Source organism: Streptomyces sp. QH1-20 (assembly GCF_041283565.1).
Taxonomy (GTDB): domain Bacteria; phylum Actinomycetota; class Actinomycetes; order Streptomycetales; family Streptomycetaceae; genus Streptomyces; species Streptomyces syringius.
In genome coordinates, this window is the sequence record NZ_CP166299.1 from 5,592,120 (window position 1) to 5,610,998 (window position 18,879).

Annotated in this window: 14 protein-coding genes; 12 read left to right on the forward strand and 2 right to left on the reverse strand. The window is 72.7% G+C overall.

The genetic code is table 11. From position 1 onward, the window contains the following. The first annotated feature begins 1 nt into the window (after position 1). The 12 genes from AB8O64_RS25505 to AB8O64_RS25560 all read left to right on the forward strand — a co-directional run bounded on the left by AB8O64_RS25505 (position 2) and on the right by AB8O64_RS25560 (position 17,460). A complete protein-coding gene (locus AB8O64_RS25505; RefSeq protein WP_356452824.1) occupies positions 2–691 on the forward strand; it encodes an SDR family oxidoreductase in 690 nt (229 codons plus the stop codon). Between the two features lie 72 nt (positions 692–763). After that, a complete protein-coding gene (locus AB8O64_RS25510; protein WP_370421633.1) occupies positions 764–1,786 on the forward strand; it encodes a methionine synthase in 1,023 nt (340 codons plus the stop codon). Positions 1,787–1,819: 33 nt separating this feature from the next. Then, positions 1,820–4,123 (forward strand): NAD-dependent DNA ligase LigA, encoded by a 2,304-nt coding sequence (gene ligA, locus AB8O64_RS25515; protein ID WP_370421634.1) that lies wholly within the window; start codon positions 1,820–1,822, stop codon positions 4,121–4,123. A 240-nt stretch (positions 4,124–4,363) separates the two neighbouring features. Beyond that, the gene (locus tag AB8O64_RS25520) at positions 4,364–6,493 is read left to right on the forward strand and encodes a putative bifunctional diguanylate cyclase/phosphodiesterase (protein ID WP_370421635.1); all 2,130 of its coding nucleotides are present in this window, start codon (positions 4,364–4,366) and stop codon (positions 6,491–6,493) included. 504 nt (positions 6,494–6,997) lie between these two features. Next, positions 6,998–7,294, forward strand: coding sequence for an Asp-tRNA(Asn)/Glu-tRNA(Gln) amidotransferase subunit GatC (gene gatC / locus AB8O64_RS25525; RefSeq protein ID WP_356452817.1), 297 nt, complete (start codon positions 6,998–7,000; stop codon positions 7,292–7,294). Between the two features lies 1 nt (position 7,295). Next, positions 7,296–8,795: an Asp-tRNA(Asn)/Glu-tRNA(Gln) amidotransferase subunit GatA gene (gatA, locus tag AB8O64_RS25530; protein ID WP_130880054.1), complete on the forward strand. Its 1,500-nt coding sequence runs from the start codon at positions 7,296–7,298 to the stop codon at positions 8,793–8,795. Next, positions 8,792–9,046, forward strand: coding sequence for a hypothetical protein (locus AB8O64_RS25535; RefSeq protein WP_130880055.1), 255 nt, complete (start codon positions 8,792–8,794; stop codon positions 9,044–9,046). Before gatA ends, AB8O64_RS25535 begins: the two co-directional genes overlap by 4 nt. Before the next feature lie 14 nt (positions 9,047–9,060). Beyond that, complete coding sequence (gene gatB, locus AB8O64_RS25540; RefSeq protein ID WP_365205843.1) at positions 9,061–10,569, forward strand: Asp-tRNA(Asn)/Glu-tRNA(Gln) amidotransferase subunit GatB; 1,509 nt, start codon at positions 9,061–9,063, stop codon at positions 10,567–10,569. Between the two features lie 187 nt (positions 10,570–10,756). Then, entirely contained in the window at positions 10,757–11,347 is a 591-nt protein-coding gene (locus AB8O64_RS25545; protein WP_370421638.1) for a hypothetical protein, read from the forward strand. Between the two features lie 372 nt (positions 11,348–11,719). Continuing rightward, entirely contained in the window at positions 11,720–13,960 is a 2,241-nt protein-coding gene (locus AB8O64_RS25550; RefSeq protein ID WP_370421639.1) for an MMPL family transporter, read from the forward strand. A 150-nt stretch (positions 13,961–14,110) separates the two neighbouring features. Beyond that, positions 14,111–14,329 (forward strand): hypothetical protein, encoded by a 219-nt coding sequence (locus AB8O64_RS25555; RefSeq protein ID WP_370421640.1) that lies wholly within the window; start codon positions 14,111–14,113, stop codon positions 14,327–14,329. 101 nt (positions 14,330–14,430) lie between these two features. Beyond that, entirely contained in the window at positions 14,431–17,460 is a 3,030-nt protein-coding gene (locus AB8O64_RS25560; protein WP_370423967.1) for a BREX system ATP-binding domain-containing protein, read from the forward strand. On the opposite strand, the gene AB8O64_RS25565 is transcribed toward AB8O64_RS25560, so the two are convergent. Further along, entirely contained in the window at positions 17,438–17,614 is a 177-nt protein-coding gene (locus tag AB8O64_RS25565; RefSeq protein WP_362220540.1) for a DUF6191 domain-containing protein, read from the reverse strand. The two genes, AB8O64_RS25560 and AB8O64_RS25565, sit on opposite strands and share 23 nt — an antisense overlap. 77 nt (positions 17,615–17,691) lie before the next feature. Next, positions 17,692–18,867 carry a sorbosone dehydrogenase family protein gene (locus AB8O64_RS25570; protein WP_370421641.1) on the reverse strand — a complete coding sequence of 392 codons (1,176 nt, stop codon included), beginning with the start codon at positions 18,865–18,867 and terminating at the stop codon, positions 17,692–17,694. Between the last annotated feature and the right edge of the window lie 12 nt (positions 18,868–18,879).

An 18,879-nucleotide genomic window follows, 5' to 3' on the forward strand; every position in this document is an offset into this window, starting at 1 on the left:
TATGGCAACACATCTGATCACTGGGTCCGGTTCCGGCATCGGGGCGGCCGTCGCCCGACGGCTGCTCGAGCGCGGCGACGAGCTGTATCTGTTCGCGCGGGACGCGGGCCGGGCGAAGGAGCTGGCCGCGCAGTTCCCCGGCGCCCGCACGCTCGTCGGCGACCTGTCCAACCCCGACCGGCTGGCCTGGGCCCTCAGCCAGCAGACGCTGCCCGACCACGTCGACTCGCTGCTGCACATCGCGGGCGTCTGCGACCTCGGCGGCGTCGGTGACCTCGCGCCCAAGGCGTGGAACCGCCAGCTCGCGGCGAACCTCGTCTCCCCGGCCGAGCTGACCCGGCTGTTCCTGCCGCAGCTGCGGGTCACCAAGGGGCACGTGGTCTTCGTCAACTCCGGCGCCGGGATGCACGCCCACGCCAACTGGGGCGCGTACGCGGCGAGCAAGCACGGCCTCAAGGCGCTCGCCGACGCGCTGCGCGAGGAGGAGCACGGCAACGGCGTCCGGGTCACCAGCGTCTACCCCGGGCGCACGGCCACCCCCATGCAGGCGAAGGTGCACCAGCAGGAGGGCAGGGAGTACGACCCGGCGGCGTACATCGACCCCGAGTCCGTCGCGACGACCATCCTGCTCGCCATCGACCTGCCGCGGGACGCGGAGATCAACGACCTGACGGTCCGCCCGGGCCGCTGAGCGGGCTTCGGCGGGCCCCTCGTCGGCCACCGGCGCGGGCGTGAAGCCGGTCCGGCCCCGTACCCTTCCTGCGTGAGCGAGAAGAGCAAGTTCAGCTGGGGTGCGGGCGTCGCCACCGGGGTCGGTTCGATGCCCGGGACGGACGCGCGAGAGGCCGCGAAAACCGTCACGGGGTCGCTGGAGGCCCTGCCGTATCTGCCGGAGCTGCCCGCGCGCGGGCCCGGCGCCGACATGATCGGCAGGACCGCCGGGCTGCTCGTGGAGGTGTTCGCACACGTCGAACCGAGCGGCTGGCGGATCAGCGACCGGCCGGGCCGGGACACCCGGCGCGCACGGTCGTGGCTGGGCGAGGACCTGGACGCGATCGAGGAGTTCACCCAGGGGTACGAGGGTCCGCTCAAGGTGTCGGCCGTCGGCCCCTGGACCCTCGCCTCCGCCCTGGAACTGCGCGGCGGCGAGGCGGCGCTCAGCGACGCGGGCGCCTGCCGGGACCTGGCCGCCTCCCTCGTGGAGGGGCTGCGGAACCATCTGACGGAGGTGCGGCGCCGGGTGCCGGGCGCCCAGGTGGTGCTCCAGCTCGACGAACCGTCGCTGACCGCCGTGCTGCTCGGCCAGGTCCGCACGGCCAGCGGCTACCGCACCCACCGCGCCGTCGACCGGGCCGTCGTCGAGGGCGCGCTGCGCGACCTGGTGGCCCTCGCGCGGGATGTCACCGGCGCACCCCCCGTCGTGCATTCATGCGCCCCCGGAGTGCCGTTCGCGCTCCTGCGCCGAGCCGGCGTCGAGGGCGTCTCGTTCGATTTCTCGCTGCTCACCGAGCGTGATGACGAGGCGATCGGTGAGGCCGCGGAGGCCGGCACCAAGCTCTTCGCTGGCGTGGTGCCGGGCGTGGACGGTCCATTGTCAGACCCTGCCGGTAGCGTCATGGGTGTCAGGACGCTGTGGCGCAGGTTGGGGCTGTCGCCGGGGGCTCTCGCGGAGTCCGTGGTGATCACCCCGTCGTGCGGGCTCGCGGGCGCTTCGCCCGCATATGCCCGGGCGGCCCTCGCCCACTGCGCCCGGGCGGCGAGATCACTCGCAGACAACCCTGAGTGACTGCGCTCTTGGAATAAACGGGAGGACGAGACGGTGGCTGGCGAACAGCACGGCGAACAGCTCGAGGCGAAGACGCCGCTTGCTACGGCACCCGCGGAGGCGCGGGAGAGGCACGCGCTGCTGGCCGAGCAGATCGAGGAGCACCGCTTCCGGTATTACGTGAAGGACGCCCCGGTCGTCAGTGACGCCGAGTTCGACCAGCTGCTGCGCTCGCTGGAGGCCCTGGAGGAGGAGTATCCGGAGCTGCGCACCCCCGACTCGCCCACCCAGAAGGTCGCGGGGTCCTACGAGACGGAATTCAGCGCCGTCGAGCACCGCGAGCGCATGCTCTCCCTCGACAACGCCTTCGACGACGAAGAGCTGGCCGGCTGGGCCGAGCGCGTCGCCAAGGACATCGGCGAGGGCACCGCGTACCACTTCCTGTGCGAGCTCAAGGTCGACGGACTCGCCGTCAACCTCACGTACGAGCGCGGCCGGCTCGTCCGCGCCGCCACCCGCGGCGACGGCCGCACCGGCGAGGACATCACGCCCAACGTCCGCACCATCGAGGAGATCCCCAACCGGCTCCAGGGCGACCGCGTCCCCGCCTTCGTCGAGGTGCGCGGCGAGGTCTACTTCCCGATGGAGAAGTTCCAGGAGCTCAACGCCCGCCTGGTGGAGGCCGGCAAGCCGCCGTTCGCCAACCCGCGCAACGCGGCGGCCGGCTCGCTGCGCCAGAAGGACCCCAAGATCACCGCGACCCGGCCGCTGCACATGGTGGTGCACGGCATCGGCGCCCGCGAGGGCTTCGACATCGACTGCCAGTCGCACGCGTACGAACTGCTGCGCGAGTGGGGTCTGCCCACCGCCGCGCACGCCAAGGTCGTCGACTCGCTGGAGGGCGTGCGGGAGTTCATCGCCCACTACGGTGACCCCGAGGTCCGGCACTCGATGGAGCACGAGATCGACGGCACGGTCGTCAAGGTCGACGAGATCCCTCTCCAGGGCCGCCTCGGCTCCACCTCGCGCGCCCCGCGCTGGGCCATCGCCTGGAAGTACGCCCCGGAGGAGGTCAACACCAAGCTGGTCGACATCCGCGTCGGCGTCGGCCGCACCGGCCGCGTCACCCCGTACGCGGTGGTGGAGCCCGTCACGGTCGCGGGCTCCGAGGTCGAGTTCGCCACCCTGCACAACCAGGAGGTCGTCAAGGCCAAGGGCGTCCTCATCGGTGACACCGTCGTGCTCCGCAAGGCCGGCGATGTGATCCCCGAGATCCTGGGCCCCGTGGTGGATCTGCGCGACGGCACCGAGCGGGAGTTCGTGATGCCCGCCGAGTGCCCGGAGTGCGGGGCCGGGCTACGCCCGATGAAGGAGGGCGACATCGACCTCCGGTGCCCCAACGCCCGGTCCTGCCCGGCACAGTTGCGGGAGCGCATCTTCTACCTGGCGGGCCGTAAGGCGCTCGACATCGAGGCGCTCGGCGAGGAGACGGTCCGGGCGCTCACGAGCCCCGACGAGGGCCCCCGCGCGCTCACCACCGAGGCCGACCTGTTCGACCTGAAGGTCGAGGACCTGCGCGACGTCCGCATGTGGCGCCGCGACACCCGCAAGGGCGCGGCCGAGGACGACCGCCTCCTCGTCCCGTACTTCTACGGCCAGGAGAAGACGGTGGGCCGGGGGGAGGAGAAGCGCACGCTGCCTCCCGAGCCGAAGGAGAACACCAAGAAGCTCATGAACGAGCTGGAGCGGGCCAAGTCCAGCCCGCTGTCCCGCATCCTCACCGGCCTCTCCATCCGCCACGTCGGACCGGTCGCGGCGGTCGCCCTGGCACGGGAGTTCCGCTCGCTGGACCGGATCGCCGAGGCGAGCGAGGAGGAGCTGGCCGCCGTCGAGGGCGTCGGCGGCACCATCGCGGCCTCGGTGCGGCAGTGGTTCGCCGAGGACTGGCACCGCGAGATCGTGGAGAAGTGGAAGGCCGCCGGCGTCCGCATGGAGGAAGAGGTCGGCGAGGACGAAGGCCCGCGCCCGCTGGCGGGACTGACGGTCGTCGTCACCGGAACGCTGGCCTCCCACACCCGTGACGGAGCGAAGGAAGCCCTCCAGAGCCAGGGCGCGAAGGTGACCGGATCGGTCTCCAAGAAGACCGACTTCGTTGTCGTGGGTGACAACCCCGGGTCGAAGTTCGACAAGGCCATGCAATTGAAGGTCCCCGTACTGGAAGAGGACGGCTTCGCCGTGCTGCTCGCGGAAGGGCCCGACGCGGCCCGCGCGGCGGCGGTCCCCCAGGAGGGTGGCGCGGGCGCCGGCACGGACGACAGTTCGGGTGACGGCAAAGCCGAGGCCCCGGCCGCCGGCTGACCCGCTCCCCGGCTCGCCGGGGGGCGCGCGAGGGGTGGCGGCACCCAGGTCGCCACCCCAGCGGAGTAATGCCCGCATAGTCAGTGGGCATTACCTCTACAGCGCCACCAAAGGCCGGAGGAGGGCGGATCGCAATCGGGCAACCGCTGCCGATCGCTGCCCGTCGTAGCCTTCTGCGGCCTACTGTTGAGATGTGCGCCTGCCGTGGCGCGGGCACCGCCGGCTGTGAGAGGGACGGGCATGAAACCCACCGACAGCGCCGAACCGGCCTCGCGGCTGCGCCGGGTCCCCCCGCCCGCGCTGCCGGCGGTCTGTGTCGTGATGGCCGCGCTCGCGCTCGCCGCCGGAATCTGTTGGGCACTCAGCACCGGCCACGGCCTCTTTCCCGGCCGTGCCGTCGGCTGGTCGCTGGCGACGCTGACGGCGCTCATCGTCGCCCATCTCGTCGCCCTCGGCCGGGACCGCTGGTGGGGCGGCACCGGCTCCGGCGCCGCCCTGACCCTCGCCGTCCTGATGCTCTACGGCTGGGTACCGGCCGCCCTCATCAGCATCGCCGTCGTCACCCTCGTCGCCACCGCCCGCCGGCACCGCTGGCGGCAGGCCTTACTCCACGGCGCGGTCGACATCCTCGGTATCGTCGCCGCCGGTCTCGCCCTCGCCCTGTGCGGGACGGCCGCCACCGTCGAAGACCCCTGGCTCCCGGACACCTGGCAGCTCACCGACATCCCCCAGATCGGCTTCGCCGCCTTCCTCTACCTCGTCGTCACCCGCGCCCTGCTCTGGTACTCCATGGCCCCGCGCAACGGCGGCATCAGCAGCATCGCCCGTACCGCCCTGGTCCGGCAGGCCCTCGTCGGCGGTGCCCTCCTCGGCATCGCCCCGCTCATCGCCGTCGTCGCCGACCACGCGCCCCTGCTGCTGCCCCTCTTCGCCGTCCCGCTCATCGCGCTGGACTCCACCCTGTGGATCGCCCACGCCCGCGCCGAGGAACAGCTCCGCGACCCCCTCACCGGGCTGCCCAACCGCCAATGGCTGCTGGAGAGCACCTGGAACGCCCTCGACGAGGCCGAGCAGGCCGGCGACCGCGCCGCCCTCGTCCTCATCGACCTCGACCGCTTCCGGTCCGTCAACGACACCCTCGGCCACCTCGCCGGCGACCGGCTGCTGCTGCAGATAGCCGAGCGACTGCGGCTCGCCCTGCCGCACGGCGCGGAGGCCGCCCGGCTCGGCGGCGACGAATTCGCCGTACTGCTGCCCACCACCGACTCCCTGACCAGCGCCCAGCGGGTGGCCCGGTCGCTGGTCGCCGCACTCGGCTCACCGCTCGACCTGGACGGCCTCACCCTCGTCCTGGAAGCCAGCGCCGGCGTCGCGGTCTATCCCGATCACGCCCTCGACGCGGAAGGGCTGCTGCGCCGCGCCGACGTGGCGATGTACCAGGCCAAGCGGGACCGCAGCGGAGTCGAGGTCTACGAGGCCCGCCGCGACGGCAACACCCCAGACCGGCTCGGCCTGTTGGGCGATCTGCGGCGTGCCCTGGACGCGGGCGACGTCGAGCTGCACTATCAGCCCAAGGTCGGCTTCGACGGCCACGTCGCGGGGCTGGAGGCGCTGGTGCGCTGGGTGCACCCCGAGCGCGGCAGGGTCTCCCCGGACGAGTTCATCGCGATAGCCGAGTCGTCCGGCCTGATGCCCCGGCTGACCGAGTACGTCCTGGAGACCGCCCTCGGGCAGGTCGCCAAGTGGCGGGCCATGGGCCTGGAGGTGCCCGTCGCGGTCAATGTCTCGCCGCGCGACGTCCACACCCCAGGCTTCGCGGGCTCGGTCGCCGCCCGCCTCGCCCGGCACGGCGTCCCCGCCGGGTCGCTCCAGCTGGAAATAACGGAGCACGTCCTCCTGGAGGACCCGCAGCGCGCCGCCGACACCCTCGCCGGGCTCACCGGCCACGGCGTGAAGATGTCCCTCGACGACTTCGGCACCGGCTACTCCTCCCTCGTCCACCTGCGCCGTCTGCCGGTCAGCGAGCTCAAGATCGACCGCTCCTTCGTCGCCCGCCTCGCCATCGACAACGAGGACGCCGAGATCGTCCGCTGCACGCTCGACCTGGCCCACTCCCTCGGCCTGGTCGTCGTCGCCGAGGGTGTCGAGGACGACGAGACCTGGGAGCGCCTGCGGGACCTGGGCTGTGACGCGGTCCAGGGCTGGCTGGTCGCGGCGGCGATGCCGCCGGACGAAACGACGGCGTGGCTGCGGCTGCGCAGCGAAAGCGGTTGGCACCGCGAGGACGAACCCCTCCACGCCGCCGCCGCGGCGGCGGCCGCGACGTCCACCGCCCCGGCGGAGGAGGAAGCGGACCAGCCCGTGACCTAGTGGTCGGGCCGGAAACGGCGGGTTGCGGTTCGGCTCCGCCGGGCGGAGGAAACGAGTGCCGGCTCGGCGCCGGCAATGCCTCCCACCGGCAGTCGGTCACCGCCGGGCTGCGCCGTCGTGGGTGTTCGCCGTGGCGGCGGGATGGGGTGTCTGCCCCGTCGGGGGCGTTCCGCTGTGGCGGGGGACGGGGTATCGCCGCACCGCCGGAGCGGGGAGCCGCGTCGGGTTCCGGCGTCGGGCGGGTGCGGCGGAGACGTCGTGAGGGCCGCGCGCCCGCCGCCGCGCCGCATCGCCGCCGCGCCGCGGGCAAGCCGCACCCGGCCGGGACCGTACCCGCAGCCCGCCGCAGGCGGCCCGCGCGGTAGCGCGAATCCCTCCCCGGAGGCCCGGAAACCGGCACCGGCACAGCGCCCAGCGAAACCGTTTCGCGGGCAGTGCTCGCCGCGCCATAGGATTGGGCGCATTAACCCGCCCAGAACCGTCACGAACCCTGAGGATCGCCGCATGCCTGGCATCACGCGCGAGGAGGTCGCCCACCTCGCACGGCTGGCACGTCTGGAGCTCAAGGACGAAGAGCTCCAGCACTTCGCCGGACAGCTCGACGACATCATCGGCGCGGTCGCCCGCGTCTCCGAGGTCGCCGACCAGGACGTACCGCCGACGTCCCACCCGCTGCCGCTGACCAACGTCATGCGCTCGGACGAGGTCCGTCCGTCGCTGACCCCGCAGGAGGCGCTCTCCGGCGCCCCGGCCCAGGAGCAGCAGCGTTTCAAGGTGCCGCAGATCCTGGGGGAGGACTGACATGACCGACCTGATCAAGCTCACCGCGGCCGAGATCGCCGCGAAGATCGCTTCGGGCGAGGTCACCGCCGTCCAGGTGACCGAGGCGCATCTGGCCCGGATCGAAGCCGTCGACGAGAAGGTGCACGCCTTCCTGCACGTCGACCGCGAGGGCGCGCTGGCCCAGGCGCGCGAGGTGGACGCCAAGCGCGAGCGCGGCGAGAAGCTCGGCCCGCTGGCCGGTGTGCCGCTGGCGCTCAAGGACATCTTCACCACCAAGGGGATCCCGACCACCGTCGGTTCCAAGATCCTCGAAGGCTGGATCCCGCCGTACGACGCGACGCTCACCCGCAAGCTCAAGGAAGCGGACGTCGTCATCCTCGGCAAGACCAACATGGACGAGTTCGCCATGGGGTCGTCGACCGAGAACAGCGCGTACGGCCCCACCGGCAACCCCTGGGACCTGACCAAGATCCCCGGCGGTTCCGGCGGCGGCTCCTCCGCCGCCCTCGCCTCCTACGAGGCCCCGCTCGCCATCGGCACGGACACCGGCGGCTCGATCCGCCAGCCCGCCGCCGTCACCGGCACCGTCGGCGTCAAGCCGACCTACGGCGCCGTCTCCCGCTACGGCATGGTCGCCTTCTCCTCCTCCCTCGACCAGGGCGGGCCCTGCGCCCGCACGGTCCTGGACGCGGCCCTGCTGCACGAGGCCATCGCCGGCCACGACCCGCTGGACTCCACCTCCATCGACGCCCCGGTCCCGCCGGTCGTCGAGGCGGCGCGGAACGGCGACGTCAAGGGCATGCGCGTCGGCGTCGTCAAGCAGTTCCGCGGCGAGGGCTACCAGGCGGGTGTCCTGCAGCGCTTCGACGAGTCCGTGGAGCTGCTGAAGGAGCTCGGTGCCGAGGTCGTCGAGGTGGACTGCCCGTCCTTCGACCTGGCCCTGGCCGCGTACTACCTCATCGCGCCGTCCGAGTGCTCCTCCAACCTGGCCCGCTTCGACGCCATGCGCTACGGCCTGCGCGTCGGCGACGACGGCACGAAGTCCGCCGAGGAGGTCACCGCGCTCACCCGCGAAGCCGGCTTCGGCGACGAGGTGAAGCGCCGCGTCATCCTGGGTACGTACGCCCTCAGCTCCGGCTACTACGACGCGTACTACGGCTCCGCGCAGAAGGTCCGTACGCTCATCACGCGCGATTTCGAGAAGGCCTTCGGGGAGGGTGGTGTCGACGTGCTGATCTCGCCGACCACCCCGACCACGGCGTTCCCGATCGGCGAGCGGGCCGACGACCCGATGGCGATGTACCTCGCCGACCTGTGCACCATCCCGACCAACCTGGCCGGCAACGCCGCCATGTCGCTGCCCTGCGGTCTGGCGCCCGAGGACGGGATGCCGGTGGGCCTGCAGATCATCGCGCCCGCGATGGCCGACGACCGGCTCTACCGGGTCGGTGCCGCGGTCGAGGCCGCGTTCAACGCCCGCTGGGGTCACCCGCTGCTCGAGGAGGCACCGTCACTGTGAACACCGAAAAGGGCGGAAAGCTCGCGAAGGCCAAGGGCTTCAAGAAGTCCCGGCCCGGCACGTACCTGTCCATCGGCACCACGCTCTTCGGGGCCGTGAGCGTCATCAAGCAGGCGAAGAAGGCCCGGGGCGAGCAGGACACCCTGCAGCTCGTGGACGCCGTCGTCTCCGCCGCCGCCATCGCCACCGGTGTCGCCCTGCTCGTGCGCGAACTGCGCCGGATGAGCAGCGACGACGTTCTCGCGGACTGAGAGGTTAGTTTTCCGTGACCACCATTGATCTGGTGTCGTACGAGGACGCGCTGGCGTCCTACGACCCCGTCATGGGCCTCGAAGTCCATGTCGAGCTGGGCACCAGGACCAAGATGTTCTGCGGCTGCTCCACGGAGCTGGGCGCCGAGCCCAACGCGCAGACCTGCCCCACTTGCCTCGGCCTGCCCGGCTCGCTGCCGGTCGTCAACGCCGTCGGCGTCGAGTCGGCCGTGAAGATCGGTCTCGCGCTGCACTGCGAGATCGCCGAGTGGTGCCGCTTCGCCCGGAAGAACTACTTCTATCCGGACATGCCGAAGAACTTCCAGACCTCCCAGTACGACGAGCCCATCGCCTTCAACGGTTACCTGGACGTCCAGCTGGAGGACGGCGAGATCTTCCGCGTGGAGATCGAGCGCGCCCACATGGAGGAGGACACCGGTAAGTCGCTGCACGTCGGCGGCGCCACCGGCCGTATCCACGGCGCGTCCCACTCCCTGCTCGACTACAACCGGGCCGGCATCCCGCTCATCGAGATCGTCACCAAGCCGATCGAGGGCGCGGGCGAGCGGGCCCCCGAGGTCGCCAAGGCCTACGTCGCCGAGCTGCGCGAGCTCATCAAGGCGCTCGGCGTCTCCGAGGCCCGCATGGAGCAGGGCCAGATGCGCTGCGACGTGAACCTGTCGCTGCGCCCGAACGGCACCGAGAAGTTCGGCACCCGCTCGGAGACGAAGAACGTCAACTCGCTGCGGAGCGTCGAGCGCGCCGCCCGCTTCGAGATCCAGCGGCACGCGGCGGTGCTGTCCTCCGGCGGCACGATCGTGCAGGAGACCCGGCACTTCCACGAGGAGGACGGGTCGACCACGGCGGGTCGCATCAAGGACAACGCCGAGGACTACCGCTACTTCCCCGAGCCGGACCTGGTGCCGGTCGCTCCCTCCCGGGAGTGGGTCGAGGAGCTCCGCAAGGGCCTGCCCGAGCTGCCGCGCGTGCGCCGTAACCGGCTGCGCGAGGAGTGGGGCGTCTCCGAGCACGACATGCAGTCCATCCTCAACGCCGGTGCCGTCGACCTGATCGTCGCCACCATCGACGCGGGCGCGGACGCCGCCTCCGCGCGCAAGTGGTGGATGGGCGAGCTGGCCCGCCGGGCGAACGAGGCCGGTACCGACCTCGCCGCCCTGGAGATCACTCCGGAGCAGGTCGCCCGGGTGTGCGCGCTGGTCGCCGAGGGCTCCCTCAACGACAAGCTCGCCCGTCAGGTCATCGAGGGCGTGCTCGCGGGCGAGGGCGACCCCGACGCGGTCGTCGCCGGCCGCGGTCTCGCGGTCGTCTCCGACGAGGGCGCGCTGGGCACGGCCGTCGACGAGGCCATCGCGGCCAACGCGGGCATCGCCGACAAGATCCGCTCCGGCAAGGTCGCGGCGGCGGGCGCGCTCGTCGGCGCGGTCATGAAGGCCACCCGCGGCCAGGCGGACGCGGCGCGCGTCCGCGAGTTGATCCTCGAGAAGCTGGGCGTCGAGGGCTGATCCCCGCACCGCGTCCAGCAGCGCATACGTAGAACACAAGGCCGCCCCTCGCACCGAGGGGCGGCCTTTGTGCAGCGGTGCATTGGCCGGAAGTGTTCGGTGTGGGGTGCGCATTCCGAATGGTCCGGCATGATCCCGGGCAACGGGCCGGATCCGGAGCCCGTACTCGAAGGCTGGGGGTAGCTGCATGCGACGGTGGAGTACAGCGCTGGCCGCACTGTTGTTGGCGGGCGCCGCGGTGGCGACGACGACGGCTCCGGCCTCGGCGTCCCGGACCGCGGCGGAGGCCCACCCGTCGTCGGCGATGTGCGAGGTCGGCTGGGGAAGCTACGGCAAGACCGGCGTCGACACCTCGTACAAGCCGCTGACCGACGTGAGAACCGGGCGGCACGAGTGTTTCGACCGGATGGTGCTCGACATGGAGGGCGTGGGGCACCGCCCGATCGGCTATCGCGTCGCCTACGTCGACTCGCTCGATCAGGACGGTTCCGGCGATGCCATCCACGTCGCCGGCGGGGCGGTCCTGGAGGTCCGGGTCGCGGCGCCCAGCTACGACCCGGCCACGGGCAGGGCGACCTACCGTGCGAAGGCGGGGCGGCGGCTGCCGGGCGTGGACGTCACGGGCTACCGCACCTTCAAGGACACCCGGTTCGTCGGCAGCTTCGAGGGCGACACCCAGATCGGTCTGGGCGTCCGCGCCCGGCTGCCGTTCCGGGTCTTCCAGTGGGACCACCGCATCGTGATCGACGTCGCCCACCGGTGGGGCGTCCTGGACTGACGCGAACCGGTGGCGGCGGGAGTTGCGCCGGCCGTTCGCGCGCCGACCCCGGGGGTCGGCCGGGGATCCTCCCCCGGCCGGCCCCCATCGGCATGCCGGGAATCGGCCGCATGCCCCGGAAACGCTCGGCGGTGTCCGTTCCGTGCCTGGTCGGGGCGGGTACGTCACTGGCTGATACGCCCGTTCGGCGCACTGTTAGCGCCTTGTGGGCTAACCCACAAAAGGGACAAATGATCTTTTCTGGCTGTCAGAGTTGCTCAGCAGAGGGCCCCCGATCAGTATCGGCAGCGGCCCATCCGCCCCAGTAGCCATGCGATCGGCACCACGGGATCTTCCCGGTGAGATCGACGCGATACCCGGGAAGCAGCGATTTTGACCTCACTTGCCCGGTGGTGCCTGCGCCGCCGTTTCGTCGTCATCGTGCTGTGGCTCGTCGCCCTCGCGGGCACGACCGCCGCCGCGACGCTGACGGGGTCCGCGTACTCCAACGACTACACCGTCCCCGGCACCGAGGCGTCCCGTGCCACCGCCCTCCTGGAGAAGGCGTTCCCCGGCCAGGGCGGCGACAGCGCCACCCTCGTCTGGCACACCGACCGTGGCACCGTACGGGCGGCCGATGTCGAACAGCGCATGACCGACACCCTGCGCGAGGTCGCCGAGCTGCCCGGCGTGGCCTCGGTCAGCGGCCCGTACGGCAGCGACGGCGCGAGCCGGATCAGTGCCGACGGGCACACCGCCTACGCCTCCCTCGCCTTCGCACGGACCTCCGGCCAGCTCGACAAGGCCGAGGTCCAGCGGGTGGTCGACACCGCGCGGTCCGCCGCCACCGACAATCTGGACGTCGCGGTCGGCGGCAGCGCCGCCGGCGCCGCCGAGGGCAAGAGCGGCCACCTCAGCGAGATCATCGGCGTCGTCATCGCCGCCGTCGTGCTCTTCCTCGTCTTCGGCTCGCTGGCCGCGAGCCTGCTGCCCATCGCCACCGCCCTGGTGGGCGTGGGCACCGCCGCCATGGGCACCGTCCTGCTCGGCCACCTGATGTCCGTCGCGGACTTCGCCCCCATGCTGGGCACCCTCATCGGGCTCGGGGTGGGCATCGACTACGCCCTGTTCATCGTCACCCGGCACCGCCGCGGTCTGCGGGCCGGGCTCCCGGTGCACGTCGCGGCGGAACGGGCCGTCGCCACCACCGGGCGGGCCGTCGTCTTCGCCGGCGGCACCGTCTGCGTCGCCCTGCTCGGCATGCTCATCCTGCGGCTCAGCTTCCTCAACGGCGTCGCCATCGCCGCCTCGCTGACCGTCGTCCTCACCGTCGCCGCCTCCGTCACCCTGCTGCCCGCCCTCCTCGGGGTCATCGGGCCGCGGGCGCTGAGCCGCCGCGAGCGCCGCCGGCTGGCCGAGCACGGCCCGCGGCCGGAGATCCCCACCGGGCTCGCCGCCCGCTGGTCCGCGTTCGTCGAGCGCCACCCCAAGCTGCTGGGCACCCTCGCCGCCGCCGTCATGCTGGTGCTGGCCCTGCCCACGGCCTCCCTCCACCTGGGCACCTCCGACCAGGGCAACAACCCGGCGACCTCCTCCACCCGCCAGGCCTACGACATGCTCGGCGAGGGCTTCGGCCCCGGCGTCAACGGCCCGCTCACCCTCGTCGCCGACCTCGACGGCGCCGCCGACCGGCTCGCCTTCGACCAGCTGCCCGGCACCCTCCGGCAGACCGAGGGCGTCGCCTCCGTCAGCTCCTCCACCCTCAGCGGCAGCGGCGACACCGGTGTCATCACCGTCATCCCCACCGCCTCCCCGCAGTCCACCGACACCAGCGACCTCGTCGAGCGGCTGCGCGCCGAGGTGCTGCCGAAGGCCACCGCCGCCACCGGCATGGACGTCCACGTCGGCGGGGTGACCGCGAGCTACGACGACTTCGCCCAGGTCATCCTCGGCAAGCTGCCGCTGTTCGTCGGCGCCGTCGTCGGCCTCGGCTGCGTCCTGCTGCTCCTGGCGTTCCGCAGCATCGGCATCCCGCTCAAGGCCGCCGCGATGAACATCGCCGCCGTCGCCTCCTCCTTCGGCGTCGTCACCGCGATGTTCCAGTGGGGCTGGGGCAGCGAACTGCTGGGCCTCGGGGCCGCGGGCCCGATCGAGCCGTTCCTGCCGGTCGTGATGGTCTCCGTGCTCTTCGGGCTCTCCATGGACTACCAGGTCTTCCTGGTCAGCCGGATGTACGAGGAGTGGCTCGCCACCCGCGACAACACCCGGGCCGTCCGCGTCGGCCTCGCCGAGACCAGCCGCGTCATCAACTCCGCCGCGGTCATCATGATCGCCGTCTTCCTGGCCTTCGTCCTCAGCGGTGACCGCGTCATCGCGATGTTCGGCATCGGACTGGCCTCCGCCGTCGCCCTGGACGCCTTCGTCCTGCGGACCCTGCTGGTCCCGGCCCTCATGCACATGCTGGGCGGCGCCAACTGGTGGCTGCCGAAGTGGCTGGACCGCAGGCTGCCGCGCATCAGCATCGAACCGTCCGAGGACAGCGCGGCGGTACCGGCGAGCCCGGTGGGCCCGATGGACCTCATCCCCGTCCCGGCGGCGGCCGAGTCCGCCAAGGTCCCCTCCCGAGCCCTCTGAGTCCGGTCGTAGGTCTGCCTAAGGCCCCACCGGGGCCGTAGATGAGGCAGTCGCCCGATGTGCGCGACCCCCCTGGGAGACGAAGCTTCTCGTGGGCCAAGAAATGGCCCGGCAGAACCGAGAAGCCCGTCATCACCAGGGGGAACCACCATGTTCGACACCAACCTCGCCCTCCACCACTTCCGCGCCGCCGACTTCGCCCGTGACGCAGCCGACCACCGGCTGGCCGACGAGGCCCGGCTCGCCGCCCGGACCGAGGGCACCCGCGGCCCCCGTCAGGGGCGCCGGGAAGCCGAGGGGCGGGTGAGGACCACCGGCACCTGGCGCCTCGCCCGTCGCCACGGCCGGACCCACGGCGCCACCGCCTGAGCACCGTGGCAGCGACCCTCGCCACGGTGACCACGCACCCGACGGCCGTGCCCGCTCTCGGACCTGTGGATATCCGTACCCCGTTGTCGGACGGCTGTGCGATGCTCGGCACCGTGCAGAACACCAACGTCAGCCCCGTGTTCGTCGGCCGTACCGACGAACTGGCCGCGCTCACCGACGCGCTCGCCCGTGCCGCCGAGGGCGAGCCGCAGGCGCTGCTCGTCGGCGGCGAGGCCGGCGTGGGCAAGTCCCGGCTCGTCGAGGAGTTCCTGACCGCCGCAGCGGCGGCCGGGGCGGTCACCGCGGTCGGCGGCTGTGTGGAGATCGGCGCGGACGGCCTGCCGTTCGCGCCCGTCTCCACCGCCCTGCGCGCCCTGCACCGCAAGCTCGGTGACGCCCTCGCCGTCGCCGCCGCCGGCCAGGAGGGCGAGCTGGCCCGGCTGCTGCCCGAGCTCGGCGAGACCACCCGCGAATCGCACGAGGAGGACGGCCGCGCCCGGCTGTTCGAGCTGACCGCCCGGCTGCTGGAGCGGCTCACCGCCGACCGCACGCTCGTGCTCGCCATCGAGGACCTGCACTGGGCCGACCGCTCCACCCGCGAACTCCTCGGCTATCTCTTCCGCTCGCTGCAGACCGCCCGGCTGGTCATCGTCGCCACCTACCGCTCCGACGACATCCACCGCCGCCACCCACTGCGCCCCTTCCTCGCCGAACTCGACCGCACGCGCAGCGTCCACCGCGTCGAGCTCTCCCGCTTCACCCGCGCCGAAGTGGGCGCCCAGCTCACCGGCATCAGCGGCGCCCGCCCCGACCGCGAGCTCCTCGACCGGGTCTTCGAGCGCTCCGACGGCAACGCCTTCTTCGTCGAGGAGATCGTCGCCTCGCTCTCCTGCGGCTGTTCCACCGGGCTCAGCGAGTCCCTCCGAGACCTGCTGCTGGTCCGGGTCGAGGCGCTGCCCGACGGAGTGCAGCGCGTGATCCGCATCGCCGCCGAGGGCGGCTCCACCGTCGAGTACGAGCTGCTGCGCGCCGTCACCGGCCTCGGCGAGGACGAGCTGATCGAAGCGCTGCGCACGGCCGTCGGCGCCAACATCCTGCTTCCCACCCCCGACGGCGACGGCTACCGTTTCCGGCACGCCCTGGTGCGCGAGGCCGTCGTGGACGACCTGCTGCCCGGCGAGCGCTCCCGGCTCAACCGCCGCTACGCCGAGGCGCTGGAGGCCGCCCCGGGGATCGTCCGGGCCGACGAACGCCCCGCCCGCCTGGCCAGCTACTGGTACCACGCCCACGACCCCGCCAAGGCGCTCCCCGCCGTACTCGACGCGTCGGTGCGGGCCCGCGGCCGCTACGCCTACGCCGAGCAACTACGGCTGCTGGAGCGCGCGCTCGAGCTGTGGGAGGACGTGCCGACCGAGGTCCGCAAGCGCCAGCGCCCCGTCGACGACGCGGGCGTCTACCCGGCGTGCGGGTGCAGCGACGAGGCCCTGCGCCGGCTGGACCTGCTGGCCGAGACCGTCGTCGCCGCGCAGATGGCGGGCGACCGGGAGCGGGCGCTGGCGATCATCAAGAGCGGGCTGCGTCTGCTCGACGAGCACAAGGACCCGCTGCGGGCCGCCTGGTTCCGGACCCAGCGCGGCAGGATGCTGGGAGCCCTCGGCCGGGGCGACGCCCGGGTGGAGTTCGCACACGCGCAGGAGCTGGTGCGCGGGCTCCCGCCGTCCGCCGTGCACGCCGAGGTGCTGACGCAGGTCGCCGCCTGGGAGGCCACCCACACCCCGGGACCGGGGAGCTACGGCATCGCCGAACGGGCCGTCGAGCTGTCCCGTCTCGTCGGCGCCGAGAGCATCGAGCTCAACGCCCGGCTCACCCTGGCCGGCCTGAAGATCGACGCCGGGGACGCGGAGGGCGGCATCGCCGAGATGCGCGCGGTCTGCGGGCGCGTCGTCGAGCTGGGCAACGTCCATGTGCTCGGCCGGTGCTACATCAACCTGTCCTCCGCCCTGGAGGGTGTCGGCCGGTCGGCGGAAGCCGTCGAGGTGGCGGCCGAGGGCGCCCGGGAACTGCGCCGCTTCGGCCTGCCCGACGCCCGTTCCTGGGTGTTCGGGAACGCATCGGAGTCGCTGTTCTCGCTCGCCCGCTGGGAGGAGTCGGAGGAGGCCGCCCGCGAGTGCCTGCGTATCGCCCAGAGCCGCAAGTCGCGCGGCATCGCCGCCAGCCGCTTCACCCGGCTGGCACTGGTCCGTGGCGACTGGGAGTCGGCCGAGCGCGAACTGGCCGCCGCCCGTGAGCACTACGACGCCCACCAGCCCGAACCGCAGCACACCATCCCCCTCGCCCGCTTCACCGTCGAGCTCGCCGCCGTCCGGGGCAGGATCGCCGAGGGCCGCGCGGCCCTGGAGGGCGTGCTGGAGCAGGGGGTGAACCCGGCCGTCCAGCGCTACGTCTGGCCGCTCCTGGTCGCCGCCGCCACCGCCGAGGCCGACGCCCGCGGGCTGCCCGCCGCCGAGCCCGGCCGGGCCGCTGTGCTCGCCCGGATCCGGGCCGGGGCCAAGGAGCTGGCCCGGGCCGTGCCCGTCTGGGACGCGTACGGGATCTTCCTGGAGGCCGAACTCCAGCGGGCCGAGGACGGTCGGCAGGACGCGGACCGCTGGGCCGAGGTGGTGGCCGCCTTCGAGGCCACGGGCCGCCCCTATGAGCTGGCCCGGGTCCGCTACCGCTGGGCCGAGGCCCTGCTCGCCACCGACGGATCCGCCGCGGGGGCCGCCGCGAAGCCACTGCGACAGGCCTACGGGACGGCGGAGCGGATCGGCGCCCGGCCCCTGCGCGAGGCGACAGAGCTGCTGGCCCGCCGCGCCCGGCTGCCGCTCACCGCGGCCACCGCGGTGCCACCGGCCGCCGAGGAGCCCGCGCCCGCCGAGTCGCTCGGCCTCACCCCGCGCGAGCGGGACGTCCTCCGGCTGGTCGCCCTCGGGCACAGCAACCGCCGGATAGCCGAGGAGCTGTTCATCTCACCGAAGACGGCGAGCGTGCACGTGTCCAACATCCTCGCCAAGCTGGGCGTTTCGGGCCGTGGCGAGGCGGCGGCCCTGGCCCACCGGTTCCGGCTGTTCAGCCCTGCCGAGGCCGGATGACCACCTGACCGGACTCGAGATCGATCGGGCCCTTGCCCGGGTCGGCGTCGCCGACGTCGTCGCGAACCAGCTCCAGCCGGTTCTGCTCCTCTTCCTCGTGCTTGCGCCCGGGTGCGAACAGTTCTTCGAAAACGTTGAACACGTCAACCCCCATCGCTCAACTGTCCCCCTCAGTGTAGGCAGACGGTGCGTGCGTCCCTCGGGGCGCGAACCCGGCGGCGACCGGGGCCGTCAGCGCACCTTCAGCCGCAGCAGACGATCGTCCTGGTCACCGGGGGTGCCGCGGCCGTCGGTGTTGCTCGTCGTGAGCCACAGCCCGCCGTCGTCCGCCGCGACGACCGTCCGCAGCCGCCCGTACTCACCCGGCAGGAACGGCTGTGGATCGGCGACCGGCCTGGCGCCCGCCAGCGGGACGCGCCACAGCCGCTCGCCGCGCAGGCCGGCGAGCCACAGCGAGCCCTGCGCGTAGGCGAGGCCGCTGGGGGAGGCGTCGGCGGTCTTCCACTGTGCGACCGGGTCCACATAGCCGCTCCTGCCACCCTTGCCCTCGACGAGCGGCCAGCCGTAGTTCTTGCCCGGCTCGACGAGATTCAGCTCGTCCCAGGTGTCCTGGCCGAACTCCGCCGCCCACAGCCGCTTGTCCGCGTCCCACGCCAGGCCCTGCACATTGCGGTGCCCCAAGGAGTAGACGACCGAGTCGGGCCACGGATTGCCCGGTGCGGGCCTGCCGTCCGGGGTCATCCGCAGGATCTTCCCGCCGAGCGACTCGCGGTCCTGGGACAGGCCGCGCCGCCCGCTCTCGCCCGTACCGGCGTAGAGCATCTTGTCGGGGCCGAAGGCGATCCGGCCGCCGTTGTGGACGGTGCCCTTGGGGATGCCCCGGAAGACCGTGTTCGGCGCGCCGAGCCGGCGTCCCGCGGGCTTCCGCTCGTCGTAGAGCATGCTCGCGACGCGATTGTCGGACTCGGTGGTGAAGTAGGCGTACACCTGGTGATCGGTGTCGAAGTCGGCGCTGACGGCGAGGCCCAGCAGCCCGCCCTCGCCGCCCGGCGAGACGCCGGGCACCGAGCCCAGCTCGGTCTGCTTGCCGTCCTTCACCGCGACCCGGAAGATCTTCGCCGTATCGCGCGAGGCCACCAGCAGATCCCCGTCGGGCAGCGTGGCCACGCCCCACGGGGAGCCGAGCTTCGTGGTGAGGGTACGGACGACCTCGACCGAGCCCTTGGCCGGGGCGGGGGAGGCGGTGGTGGGGGAGCCCGAAGGTCCGCCCGCGCCGGGGGACTTGGCCGCGGACGGCGTCCGGTCGCCCGAGGTGGTGACGCCGTCGGGGAGTTCACCCGTGGAGCAGCCCGTGACGATCAGCAGCGCGGCGGCGGCCAGCGCGGCGGTGACGGCGGTACGTCGCACGGTTCGTTCCTC